This is a genomic window from Acetobacter ascendens, from assembly GCF_001766235.1.
GTDB classification, from domain to species: Bacteria; Pseudomonadota; Alphaproteobacteria; order Acetobacterales; family Acetobacteraceae; genus Acetobacter; species Acetobacter ascendens.
Genome location: NZ_CP015164.1, coordinates 2,390,972 through 2,403,278, shown reverse-complemented (window position 1 = coordinate 2,403,278; position 12,307 = coordinate 2,390,972). Strand labels below are relative to the sequence as shown.

The window sequence follows — 12,307 nt, the reverse complement described above, 5'->3', positions numbered from 1 at the left end:
CGAATGATGGCTGATGGTCGGCTTGTTATTGGTACACAGCGGTATTCTTCGTGGTCTTTGCGGGGCTGGTTGATGGTCAAGCTGGCACAACTGAACATAGATATAGACGTTGTGCCATTGGCTGGTGGTGGCAAAACCACAGTGCTTAAAACGCTGTCTCCCAACGGGTGCGTGCCGTATCTGGAGCATGAAGGCGCTGTGGTGTGGGATTCGCTTTCAATCGCGGAATACTGCGCAGAATATCAACCGACTCTTTGGCCATCCAAACGGAGTGAACGTGCGATAGCGCGCTCCATATCAGCAGAAATGCATTCCGGCTTTCGCGGGGTGCGTTCTGCTCTGCCTATGAATCTGGGGCGAGATGCCCGCCCGCTGGCAGAAGAACTAACGGAAGATGTGCTGAAGGATATCGCCCGGATTGATGCGATTTGGACAGATGCCAGAACCCGTTATGGGGCTGATGGTCCATATCTGTTTGGTGCATCTTTTGGGAATGCAGATGCCATGTTTGCCCCGATTGTCTGCCGGTTCCTATCCTACGGTGTTACAGGATTATCTGATGTTTCCCGCGCGTATATGGATGCCGTGCGCCAGCATCCGCTGATGCAGGAATGGTATAAAGAGGCCGCAGATGAACCGGTAGAGTGGCAACTGGATATGTATGAATCCATCCCCTGATACGGTGTGACGTTGTGCAGTGTGCATCACAGAGCGTATGATACCGGAGGGGTAAAATGGCGCGCGCCTTACGGGTTCTAACAGTTTTACCCCCCCGAGAAAGATTTGCACCACAACAGGCTGGGGCCATTGCGTTACTGGTGCATCGCGCAGCGTTAGAAGGTGAAACCGTTGTAGGGTCACCTTTGTCTGTTCCAAGTTTTCAGGGTGTTGCTTTTCAGCCTGTTTCTTCCGTTTTGTACCTATTGGGGCGGATAGGCCGATATATAGCTGGGGTGGCCAAAACAATTTGGCAGCTTCAGCCGGAACTTGTTGAGGTTCATAACCGGCCAGATATTGCGCTGGGGCTGCGCAAGCATTTCCCTAATCTTCCTGTTTCTTTGGTGCTGCATAATGATCCATGCGGCATGAAAAAGGCGCGCACAGCGGCAGAACGAGAAACGCTGGCCCGCAAGGTGGCAGTGGTTGCTGTATCTGAATGGGTGCAAAAACGCTTTAACAGTTCAGGAACCGCAGCAGATGTATATGTGCTGCCCAACTGTCTGGATTTTTCAGCTCTGCCTGAAGCCCTTCAAACGCGCGAGAATTTGTTGCTGTTTGCTGGTCGTGTTGTAGCCGATAAAGGTGTGGATTCCTTTGTCGCTGCTTGTGCTGAGGTCTTGCCTTCTGCTCCTGCATGGCATGCTGAAATTATTGGGGCAGACAGGTTTGGCCCGGATTCTCCGCAAACGCCTTTTTTAAAGCAGTTGTGTGTGCAAGCCCAAGCCGCCCATGTGGCAATGGTTGGATATCAGCCCCATCATAACGTGTTGGAAGCTATGGGGCGAGCGGCCATTGTTGTTATCCCCAGCCGTTGGCCAGAACCTTTTGGTATGGTGGCATTGGAGGCCATGGGTATGGGGGCATCGGTGGTTGTTTCCCCTCGTGGCGGTTTGCCAGAAGTGGTTGGAAATGCCGGGGTATATGCTAACCCGGATGATGTTCCTGCTTTGGCAAATATCTTGCGTGATCTGATGCATGATCCAGACAGGCGCAACCGAATGTCTGTTGCAGGGCAGCAGCAAGCCCGCAAATTTGATGCAGAAGTTATTCGCAAGAAACGACAGCTTTTACATGAGGAAATTGTAAAAGCATGGCGGCAGAAGGAATAAACACCGGCTCTCATGAGAGGATTAAAGTTTGGTGTCCTCGTCAGGTATCCACCCGCAAGCTTGCAAGGCTGGCATCATGCCGGGCCGTGGTGGTGCAATTGCTGTAATGGGGAGAGCAAAAGGTAGGGTCAAACTTCTGGCTAGAAGGTGCAATCCTTGAGGGTGCGGAGTGCCATAAAGAGGGTCACCCACAATAGGCCAATTCATGGCGGCACAATGCACACGGGCCTGATGTGTGCGCCCGGTTTCAAGAGTAAGCTCCAGCCAGCATAAATCCTTACTGCGGCCAAGCACCTTCCATCTTGTGGCCGCAGGTGCGCCAGAAGGAGATGTAACCATACGCCAGCCCGTTTTAGAGGACTGTTTTTCAAGCGGTAGGTTTATACGGCCAGCATTTGCCTGTGGGCCGGTTTGTACAATCGCCCAGTAGGTTTTCTGTGCTGTTTTGGTGGCAAAGGCGTGTTGCAAAGCTAGAAGAGGCTGCTTGCGTAAGGCAATGGCCAAGCAGCCCGATGTATCTGTATCCAGTCTATGTGCCAGCCACGGCCCATCTTTGCGGCGAGAAAGTAGGGGAAACCAGTCTTCAACGCTTGGGCCACCGGCTGGACCTGCATGAACAGGCAAACCAGCAGGCTTGTTCAGGATAACCAGATGATGATCCTGATAAAGGATAGAGGGTAGGGAGAAAGAAATGTTTAATCCTCCCTATTGGCGCCAACCAATACCTTGCGGCGGCCAACATGGTCAGCCCGGCTGATAATGCCTTCTTTTTCCATCTGCTCAATCAGTTTGGCGGCGCGGTTATAGCCGATGGAAAGCTTACGCTGAATGAACGAGGTAGAGGCTTTGCCTTCACTGGTCACAATAGAAACGGCTTCATCATACATTTCTGATTCGCCGTTATCACCGCCTCCAGAACGGCCGGAACCACTATTAGAGGATGCTGTTTCATCCACAGGTTCTGCCAGCACGTCATCATCGTAAACAGGTTCTCCCTGTTCTTTCAGGAAGTTAACCACCTGCTCCACTTCGCTATCAGCCACAAATGGGCCGTGCACACGGGTAATGCGGCCGCCCCCTTGCATGAACAGCATATCACCTTGGCCCAAAAGCTGTTCAGCCCCCTGTTCGCCCAAGATGGTCCGGCTATCAAACTTGCTGATAACCTGAAAGGAAATACGGGTGGGAAAGTTGGCTTTAATGGTGCCGGTAATGACATCCACAGAAGGACGCTGCGTGGCCATAATAACATGAATACCAGCGGCGCGGGCTTTTTGGGCCAGACGCTGCACACAGGCATCAATTTCTTTCCCTGCCGTCATCATCAGGTCAGCCATTTCGTCAATAATCACGACGATATAGGGCATGGGGTCTAGCGTGACAGATTGTTCCTCAAAAACCGGATTACCGGTTTCGGGGTCAAAACCAGTTTGCACCCGACGCACAACCACTTCACCATCGGCCCGGGCTTCAGCTGCGCGGGCATTATAGCCAGCAATATTACGCACCTGCATATGCGCCATGGTGCGGTAACGGCGGTCCATTTCGCGCACAACCCATTTAAGGGCATTTACGGCTTTTGGTGGTTCCGTCACCACCGGTGTGAGCAGATGCGGAATGCCATCATAGATGGAGAGTTCAAGCACCTTAGGATCAATCATGATCAGGCGGCACTCATCGGGGGAAAGCCGATAAAGCAGCGAAAGAATCATGGCGTTAACACCAACGGATTTACCCGAACCCGTGGTGCCGGCTACCAGCAAGTGCGGCATACGCGCCAGATCACTGAATACCGGTTCACCAGCAATATCTTTACCCAGAGCCAAAGGAAGCTGGCCCGGATCATCTCGCCATGTGGGCTGATTGAGGAGTTCGGAAAGGTAAACCGTTTCACGCGTTTGGTTGGGCACTTCAATGCCCATCACGTTGCGGCCGGGCACAGTGGCAATACGCACACTCAGCACAGAAAGAGAGCGTGCCACATCATCTGAAAGGCCAATAATACGGGCAGAACGAATGCCCGGTGCAGGCTCCAATTCATAGAGGGTAACAACGGGGCCTGCGCTCATGCCCACAATTTTACCCTGCACACCATAATCGGCCAGCACCTGTTCCAGAAGGCGTGCTGTTGCATTTAGCGCTTCTGGGGAAGGGCCTGTACGCGTATTGCTCGGAGCCGGTTTAAGAAGGCTGAGAGAAGGCAGCTCCCAGCCACCCTTACGTACAGTGGCACCAGCACGTACCGTAGGGCCGGTGCTACCTTCCTGATTTGCACTTCCAGAAAACAGGCGGCCCAGAATGCCCGATTTGGCCGGTTTTTCTGGGGCAGGCGGCGGCGGAGGGGGCGCTTGAGTGACAACAGGAGCCGGCGTAGCTACGGGCGCGGGATCAGGCGTATGATGTGTTAGTTCCAATGAAGAAGACGCAGGTTTTTTGCTGTCTTCTTCATTGTGTAGCACCAAGGCTGTACCAGAAGGTGTAGCTGTTGGTGCTGCGTGGGTAACTTCCTCTACCTCTGGTTCACCATGAGCAAAGAGAGATTGTGAGGACGTCTGAGGCCGGGTTTTATAAAGATCAGCCGTTTCCGTAGAAGTATACGTATCTGCCTGAGGTTTGCGGCTGGCATAGTAACGCACAAAGCGCACCCCAAGTTTGCCCGGCAAGCGGAGCAACATCAGTGTTACCCGCCAGATGGCAAACCATTCCTCCCGCCGTAGGCCTGTGGCCAAAGCCATAAGCAGAAAAGCCAGTAGCAGCCCAAGTAGCCACAGCACCATGCCACCGGCCGGGCCAATGGCCGCCATGCCAGCAGCAATAGATGTTTGAGCGATGGAATGGCCAATGCCCCCGCCAATACCAGCTTGGGTTGGCCAGTTAATGGCAGGCAAGGCTGTAAAGAGCAGAGGAATAGCAGCCAGCAGTGCGCCAGAAACGGGTAATAAGCACAGAATAGCAACAACACGCATGCCAAATACAGGCCATGATTCGTGGCCCAGTAGCCGATGGCTCATAAACCGCCAGCCCCATGCAATCAGAATTAATGCGGGCAAAATGGCTGCCAGCCCCACGCCTTGCAGTAGCGTATCGGCAAAAAAGGCCCCGCTTATGCCTAACAGGTTGGTAGGTGGTTGCCCTGTTGCCGTGTTGAAAGACGGATCATTGGGATTATAGCTGACAAGAGCAGCTAATAGAGCGCAGGCCAGAACGCATAGCGCGAGCCCACCACCTTCCTCTAGGCGCAAACGCAATGTGCTTTTGTGTGAGGATGGGGGATACTGATCGGATTGCGTAGGGCTTATGCGCGCCAAGGGTGTTGATCCTGACTCCAGAAGCCGAAACACATTTCCAGCATGCCGGAAAAATGTTTGCGGGTGATTGATGAGAATGATTCGGTTTTAGCAGTAGCGGTAATCTATCGTGAACAGCTTTATAGCAGAAGCACTGGAACGTGGTTTTGTTAAGGGATATGCAGAGAAAATGTAGGTGTTGAGCACATAATCTTGCTCATAATGTTTTATTTGCACGTTGTAGGTGATGGAAAAGAGCAAAGCCTTCTAAAAAGCACAACGTACTATTTAGCCCAGCAGAAACCACAGCCTGAAAATAATTTGTTCCGGCCAAGTATATCTACGCAGTTTGGGGGAGTGTTGCAGCATACGCCATCTGTGCCATCTTCCCATCAGGCCCGATTGTGACAGCACTCTGTGTAATGCATCTACAAAGTGCCTGTTGTTTGTTGAAAGATAAGGTTGTTTGCCAAGATAGGCCAGATTATCCCGAAAGATGAACATAAACTGCCACGGCCCGCGCCGGATAGCGGCTAACGCACGCTGCGTAAATAAGGCAGGTGCCCCTACAGCGTTGTTATCATGTTGGCGATAAAACAGTGTGGGCCGATTATCCGTAATAACTGTGCCGTCTGCGCCAGTAATAACCAAATACGCCCACCAATCATGCAAAATATGGTTGGGCGGTGGAAAATTGGCTTGCAAGAGCGAGACCGCCGCAGGGGAGAGCATAATGGTGCAGCCCGTGGCAATATTCTGCGTTAATGCCATTTGAAAGCACGGATTTGGCGGTAACTGCGGTGAAATGCTGATAGGGCGCAGCTTGGTATCTGTTAAGCGTTGCCGGGAGCAATAAAGTGCAGGTTTTTGGGTAACTGTAAGCGCTTTAAGTCCACGTTCTAGTTTATCTGGAAACCAGACATCATCCTGATCGCAGAAGGCGACAAAAAAGCCTGCGGGCACATCTTTCAGCAGTGTAGCGTAAGAAAGCACAACCCCCAGATGCGCGGGGGATGATGTAATTTGCCTGCAACGTTGAATACCAACATCCAACGCAAACTGATGCATGCATTTTATACTTGCATCTGTAGATCCATCATCCCGCCAGAGCAGAACCCAGTTTGTATGCGTTTGCTGTTTAAGAGATGTTAGCAGATCATTTAAAAATGCAGCACCATTGTAAACAGAAAGTAAAACGGCAACAGGAACAGTTTCCTGATGTTGGGGAAGATCCATCCCGTGTTGCACGTTTGGTGTCTGCACCTGACTGTTCACTTCTGTATTTTGTCAGGCGGTTATTGATTGAGATAACCTTCTGGGGCCGCCTGCTCCCCCAGAGAGGTGTTAGGAAGGTGCAGTGAAGATCTGGTGTACTACCTTGTTCACGCTTTCCTGCCATTGCGGCATTTGCACGCCAAATACGCGTGCGAGTTTACCGTTATCCATGCGGGAATCGGCGGGACGCTTGGCAGGTGTTGGCCAATCTTCTGTACGAATGGCTGTAATGGTGGGTTTGGCTTGGCCATATTCAGATGCTTTTTGCAGTGCTGCATCGGCCAGACCGTGCCATGTTGTCTCACCAGTGCCACAGGCGTGGTAAATACCTGCGTATTCGTCTTTCCAGCCAGTTTTTTCAATAGTGGCCAGAATGGAAAGAATAGCCTGCGCCAGATCATCGGAGCAGGTTGGGTTGCCACGTTGATCCCCCACAACTTTTAGGGCTGCGTTTTTGGCACCAACATTCAGCATTGTGCGCACAAAGTTTTTTCCATGCGCTGAATAAACCCAAGAGGTGCGCAGGATAATGCTGCGTGGATCAGCCGCCAGAATACGGCTTTCGCCTTCTGCTTTGGTGCTACCGTAAACAGTCTGAGGGGAAACAGGGTCTGTTTCCACATAAGGTGCACCCTTGTCTCCAGCAAAAACATAATCTGTGGAAACATGAATAAAAGGTATCCCGTGTTCTGCACACAGGCGTGCCAGTAGTTCTGGCCCGGTTGTGTTGGCGCGGGCTGCGGCTTCAGGCTCACTTTCTGCCAGATCAACGGCTGTCCATGCGGCAGCATTTACCACAGCAACAGGTTTGATGGCCTCTAGCGTCTCCTTAAGTGTTTCGGGGCGGTCAAAGTCAAAACCCGGACGGCCAACACAACAGATGCGCGGTCCGCCAAGATTTACCAGAGATGTAGCAAGCTGGCCTTTTCCGCCAGTTACCAGAACAGGGCCGCCAGTTTCAGACAGAATGCTCATGCTCAGCCTTCTTTCCCTGCATACTGGAACCACCCTTTGGCAGCCGAAAATTCTGGGGCCAGCAAGTCTTTTTCAGACAATACGGCGTCCTCGGCCTTAACGGGCCAATCGATGTTAAGTTCCGCGCTGTTCCAGATAACGGCACGTTCAGATGCTTTGCTGTAAAGAGCCGTGCATTTGTATTGCACTTCTGCATTTTCAGTCAGAGTGCAGAAGCCGTGCAGGAAGCCTGGCGGAATCCAGAGCTGAGACCAATTTTCTTCGGACAGTTCAGCCGCAACCCATTTCCCATAAGTGGGGGAGCCTGTGCGGGCATCTACAGCCACATCCCAGATAGCACCACGCGTGCAGCGCACCAGCTTGCCCTGTGCAAACGGATCAAGCTGGCAGTGCAGGCCGCGAATAACGCCTTTCTGGCGGGAAAGGCTCTGGTTATCCTGCACGAAAGGTTCCGTAATGCCTGCTTCGCGCATGCGTTCGATATTGTAGGTTTCTGAAAAGAACCCACGATTGTCACCAAAGCGTGGTGGCGTAATCAGAATAACATCGGGAATGGCAAGGCGTTCGGATTTCATGCGCGGGAAACTCCTGCGTTGCTATGGGGGAAAAAGAAAAAGCAGGCCTTAGTGGCCTGTACCTTCAGATGAAGCTAGGTTGAACAACACCCGCCCCAGCTCTGTTTTACCCATGCGCTTGGCATGTTCTTTAAGATGATCGGCAGAAATATACCCCATACGGAAGGCCACTTCTGCAGGGGAGCCGACTAGCATGCCCTGACGGGCCTGAATGGTGTGCACAAACTGGCTTGCTTCCAGCAGGCTGTCAGGAATACCAGCATCCAACCAAGCACAACCACGGCCCAGACGCTCAACCTGTAGATTACCTTCTTCCAGGTAAAAACGGTTCAGATCTGTAATTTCCAGCTCACCACGTGCGGAAGGTTTCACCTTTTTGGCAAAATCCAGCACACGGTTATCATAGAAATACAGGCCTGTTACGGCCCAGTTTGAAGGCGGGTTGGTTGGCTTTTCTACAATATCAAGCGCACGGTCTGTTTCATCAAAGGAAACAACCCCATAACGTTCGGGATCACGGACTTGATAAGCAAAAACTGTAGCGCCTTGTGGGCGTGCAGCTGCTTTCTGCAAGGAAGCGCTGAGGTGATCAGCAAAAATCAGGTTATCACCCAGAGCCAATGCGCAAGGAGCGCCCTGCAGCCAGTCTTCAGCAATCAGGAAGGCCTGCGGAATACCATCGGGTGAAGGTTGAACACGGTATTCAAAGTTTACACCAAACTGAGAACCATCTCCCAGCAGGCGCTTAAACTGCGGCAGATCCAGCGGGGTGCTGATGATCATGATATCCTTGATACCTGCCAGCATCAGTGTGGAAAGCGGATAATAAACCATTGGTTTATCATAAACTGGCAGCAACTGTTTGCTCGCCGCCAGTGTCATGGGGTACAGCCGCGTGCCAGATCCGCCAGCCAGCAGAATGCCCTTCATGGGGGTAGGAGTAGCAGGTTTCTGAATCATGGAGCAGTGGTTCCCAGTCTCTGGCCAGTATAGCGGCGGGCGCGAATGCTTTCCCACCATGCGCGGTTGTCCAGATACCACTGGACAGTGCGGCGGATGCCGGTTTCAAAATTATGTTTGGCTTTCCAGTCCAACGCCTGTTCGGCGTGGGAGGGATCAATTTCGTAACGGAAATCATGGCCGGGGCGATCTGTTACGTAACGGATCAGCCGTTCACGCGGGCCTGCTGAATCTGGGGAAAGCTCATCCAGAATACGGCAGATTGTCTGCACAACTTCCAGATTAGTGCGCGGCTGGCGTGCACCAATGGCGTAGGTTTCGCCCGGTTTGCCTTTTTCAACGGCTTTCACCAGAGCTTCAGCGTGATCTTCCACAAACAACCAGTCACGCACATTGTCACCCTTGCCGTATACGGGCAGTTCTTTGCTCTCAATGGCATTGATGGTGATAAGTGGGATCAGTTTTTCGGGGAAATGCCAGATGCCGTAGTTATTTGTCGTGTTGGTGACAAAGGTGGGCAGCCCAAAGGTGTGATACCAAGCCCGAACCAGATGATCGGAAGAGGCTTTGCTGGCAGAATATGGGCTGCGCGGGTCATACGGTGTTGTTTCGGTAAACGGCGGATCGTTGGGGCCGAGGGCACCAAAAACTTCATCCGTAGAGATGTGATGAAAGCGGAAGGCTTCTTGCGCTTCCTTCTCCAGATTCATCCAGTATTTGCGGGCGGCCTCCAGCATGGAGTATGTGCCCACCACATTTGTCTGGATAAAGACACCCGGTCCATCAATGGAGCGATCAACATGGCTTTCCGCCGCCAGATGCATAACTGCGTCTGGTTTAAAGCTGTTGAACAGCTTTTCCAGCGCAGATGTATCTGTGATGTTGGTCTGTGAGAACGTATAGCGTTCGCTCTCTGGGGCGTCTTCAACTGTCTCAGGAGAGGCTGCATAGGTCATGCAGTCAACATTCAGGACAGAATGTGAGGTATTGTGTATGATGTGGCGAATAACGGCAGATCCGATAAACCCACAACCACCAGTTAATAAGATGCGCATGCTATGTCGTTCTTCAAGACCAGAATGATATAATTGCCTGATAACAGCTTATCAGTCATATGGGAGAAGAAAGCAATTCTCCAGCATTCTTACGTTTTTTCTATGCAAATCTGGATAGAGAAGGATATCTCACCCGTTAGACAAAAATATACATGGTCTGATTGAGGTAGAACTTCTATAAATGAGGGTGTTTTTAATTCAATGACAGGAACCCGCCAAACAGATCCAATGCAATGGGTGCATATGGTTCCGGAACTGGCATTTCTGGCTGATTCCTCACCTGTTATTGGAAAAGCAGAGCAATCAAATCCGTTTGTTTGTGAGCAGCGCAGCGGAGTCTGGACGCCTGTTTTTGGCAAACCGTTTCTTGAAAATGAAGAGACGGCTTCTTTTTATGGGCGCATGGCGCTGGAAATGGCTTTTCTTCTAAATGGCCTGCCCGCGCAGGATGTGAAGAAATATTTAAATTGTATTTGGGTAGCCTGCGCACGAAGTGCCGCACGCTGGTGGAAAGCTTCTGGCGGCGCTGTAGAGAGCTGTCCTGAAGTATGGGTTGAGGCTCTGGCCGCAGATAGGCTGCCTGAGATGGAATGGTTGCAGAAGTTATGCCAACAGCAGCTTTCCTCAGTATTGTTGTCAGCAAACGATCAGCAGGTTTTTTCCGTTCAAACAGAAAATGATAATGATTTTTGCCAATGGGTGCAGCGCGCTTGGCCCTATCTTGGGTCTTCTGATGTGCTTATGGCAGAAGGTGGGGATGAAAGACTCGGCCTTAACCCACAAACCCATCAGAATCGTTACGGTTGCACCTATAGTCCTTCCGTAACAGGCGGCCAGTATTCCTCTTCCACGGCATCATCACCATCTTTGCATGCGTATAATGCTGTGGAGCAACAGCGGTTAGAGCTGGTGCGGGATATGCTGGTGCAGTCCCCAGAGGGGGCGTTGCTTGCGCTGGAAGCGGATATCAAGGCCTTTTTGGCGCAATACTATGGGGTTGAGAAACCCGATAACTGTATTTTGGCCCCATCAGGCACAGATTCCGTGCTGGCAGCGTTAGCTCTTTCTTTGGTGGTGAACCCTGCCGTGGGTGTGATTTTGGCTGGGGTGGAAGAAACCGGTAGCGGTGTGCCATTGGCCACACAGGGTCGGCATTTTGCCAACACAACAGCATTGGGATTCCGCGTTCGCAAAAGCGAGAAAATAGCTGGGTTTCCGGCAAGTACGCAGTTGGTGACAGCTCCATTGCGCACCGAAAACGGGGAGCTGAATTCGCGGCAAAATATTTTCCATATTTGCCAGCAACAGATTCATAAAGCCACACAGGCCGGGCAACGCGTGCTGCTCTATTTGCTGGATACCTCCAAAACAGGCCAGCTTGTTCCCGATATGCAGGTGGTGCAGGCGCTATGCCATACATATCTGGGCCAGATTGATGTTGTGGTGGATGCTTGCCAAGCGCGCCTGATGCCTGAACGTATAAAGGCCTATTTGCAGCAAGACTGGGCTGTAATGGTTACGGGTTCCAAATTTTATACAGGCCCGGCGTTTTGTGGGGCGCTTTTATTGCCAGAAACATGGCGGCAACGGCTGGATCATGCTGTGTTGCCATCGGGGTTGGTGGCTTATTTCAATCAGGCAGAATGGCCAGCCTGTAAGGCAACGGCTTTTTTAAATAATGAGTTTAATTTGGGGCTATTGCTGCGCTGGGTTGGTGCATGTGCTGAAATTAAACGTTTCTCCGATGTGCCTGCTTCAGAAAAAATTGGTCGTTTGGAGCAGTTTCTGGGCGGCATACGCCATATTCTGGAACAGGATCAGACAATAGAACTGCTGCCAGATACTTTGGAAAAACGGGATGCTCTGCCCAACGCGTGGGACCAGCAGCAAACCATTTTTTCTTTCCTGATACATGGTGGGGGCAACAGTGACATGACCCCCGTTCTAAATCTTGCGGAATGTCGCCAACTGCATGTGTGGTTAAAGCAGGATATTTCTGGCTATTTGCCGTTTGGCTGCCCAGATACTGCGCACCAGATTATGGCCAGAAGTTATCAGCTCGGGCAGCCTGTTGCTGTGCCCTATGCTCGGGTGCGTGGGCAAATGGCTGGTGCTTTAAGAATTTCTGTTAGTGCGCGCCATATTTCTGGGTCAGATATGCCTGCAGGCATGGCGTATCAAACGTATTTGGAGCAGGAGATACAAAATGTTCAGTATGCGCTGGAAAAGGTTTCCCTGATCCTGCGCTATTGGCCATTTTTGCACAAAGCGGAGGAAAAGGTGGCTTCTGCGCAGTCAGAAAGCCTGGTGGATGTTGAGGCAGAAGCATTGCTTCCTGTTGCATTGTAGGG

The 12,307-nt window shown here is 51.6% G+C and carries 10 protein-coding genes; 3 read left to right on the top strand and 7 right to left on the bottom strand.

Translation table 11 applies throughout. The features are described from left to right. Positions 1–6 precede the first annotated feature (6 nt). Positions 7–678 (top strand): glutathione S-transferase, encoded by a 672-nt coding sequence (locus tag A4S02_RS11800; protein WP_070323887.1) that lies wholly within the window; start codon positions 7–9, stop codon positions 676–678. A 56-nt stretch (positions 679–734) separates the two neighbouring features. Continuing rightward, positions 735–1,829: a glycosyltransferase family 4 protein gene (locus tag A4S02_RS11795; protein ID WP_070323886.1), complete on the top strand. Its 1,095-nt coding sequence runs from the start codon at positions 735–737 to the stop codon at positions 1,827–1,829. A gap of 21 nt (positions 1,830–1,850) precedes the next feature. Here A4S02_RS11795 and A4S02_RS11790 read toward each other — a convergent pair whose 3' ends face one another. From A4S02_RS11790 to rfbB, 7 genes are all read right to left on the bottom strand, one after another. After that, complete coding sequence (locus A4S02_RS11790) at positions 1,851–2,453, bottom strand: RluA family pseudouridine synthase (RefSeq protein WP_249023656.1); 603 nt, start codon at positions 2,451–2,453, stop codon at positions 1,851–1,853. 71 nt (positions 2,454–2,524) lie between these two features. Continuing rightward, a complete protein-coding gene (locus tag A4S02_RS11785; protein ID WP_208858887.1) occupies positions 2,525–5,170 on the bottom strand; it encodes an FtsK/SpoIIIE family DNA translocase in 2,646 nt (881 codons plus the stop codon). A 234-nt stretch (positions 5,171–5,404) separates the two neighbouring features. Further along, positions 5,405–6,379: a glycosyltransferase family 2 protein gene (locus A4S02_RS11780; RefSeq protein WP_208858886.1), complete on the bottom strand. Its 975-nt coding sequence runs from the start codon at positions 6,377–6,379 to the stop codon at positions 5,405–5,407. A gap of 81 nt (positions 6,380–6,460) precedes the next feature. Beyond that, on the bottom strand, positions 6,461–7,366 hold the full coding sequence (gene rfbD, locus A4S02_RS11775) for a dTDP-4-dehydrorhamnose reductase (RefSeq protein WP_070323883.1): 906 nt from the start codon (positions 7,364–7,366) through the stop codon (positions 6,461–6,463). Between the two features lie 2 nt (positions 7,367–7,368). Continuing rightward, entirely contained in the window at positions 7,369–7,941 is a 573-nt protein-coding gene (gene rfbC, locus A4S02_RS11770; protein ID WP_019089127.1) for a dTDP-4-dehydrorhamnose 3,5-epimerase, read from the bottom strand. A gap of 48 nt (positions 7,942–7,989) precedes the next feature. After that, positions 7,990–8,901 (bottom strand): glucose-1-phosphate thymidylyltransferase RfbA, encoded by a 912-nt coding sequence (gene rfbA / locus A4S02_RS11765; protein ID WP_070323882.1) that lies wholly within the window; start codon positions 8,899–8,901, stop codon positions 7,990–7,992. Beyond that, positions 8,898–9,956, bottom strand: a complete 1,059-nt coding sequence (gene rfbB, locus A4S02_RS11760) for a dTDP-glucose 4,6-dehydratase (protein ID WP_070323881.1) — start codon at positions 9,954–9,956, stop codon at positions 8,898–8,900. The genes rfbA and rfbB overlap by 4 nt, the downstream gene beginning before the upstream one ends. A 201-nt stretch (positions 9,957–10,157) precedes the next feature. Here rfbB and A4S02_RS11755 point away from each other — a divergent pair, with 201 nt between their 5' ends. Then, the gene (locus tag A4S02_RS11755) at positions 10,158–12,305 is read left to right on the top strand and encodes a GMP reductase (protein ID WP_070323880.1); all 2,148 of its coding nucleotides are present in this window, start codon (positions 10,158–10,160) and stop codon (positions 12,303–12,305) included. The last annotated feature ends 2 nt before the right edge of the window (positions 12,306–12,307 follow it).

What these genes read in the sequence shown, in the direction of transcription:
- A4S02_RS11800 (WP_070323887.1), top strand. Translation starts at nt 7, where the DNA reads ATGGCTGATGGTCGGCTTGTTATTGGTACACAGCGGTATTCTTCGTGG.
- A4S02_RS11795 (WP_070323886.1), top strand. Translation starts at nt 735, where the DNA reads ATGGCGCGCGCCTTACGGGTTCTAACAGTTTTACCCCCCCGAGAAAGA.
- rfbD (WP_070323883.1), bottom strand. Translation starts at nt 7,366, where the DNA reads ATGAGCATTCTGTCTGAAACTGGCGGCCCTGTTCTGGTAACTGGCGGA.
- rfbC (WP_019089127.1), bottom strand. Translation starts at nt 7,941, where the DNA reads ATGAAATCCGAACGCCTTGCCATTCCCGATGTTATTCTGATTACGCCA.
- rfbA (WP_070323882.1), bottom strand. Translation starts at nt 8,901, where the DNA reads ATGATTCAGAAACCTGCTACTCCTACCCCCATGAAGGGCATTCTGCTG.
- rfbB (WP_070323881.1), bottom strand. Translation starts at nt 9,956, where the DNA reads ATGCGCATCTTATTAACTGGTGGTTGTGGGTTTATCGGATCTGCCGTT.
- A4S02_RS11755 (WP_070323880.1), top strand. Translation starts at nt 10,158, where the DNA reads ATGACAGGAACCCGCCAAACAGATCCAATGCAATGGGTGCATATGGTT.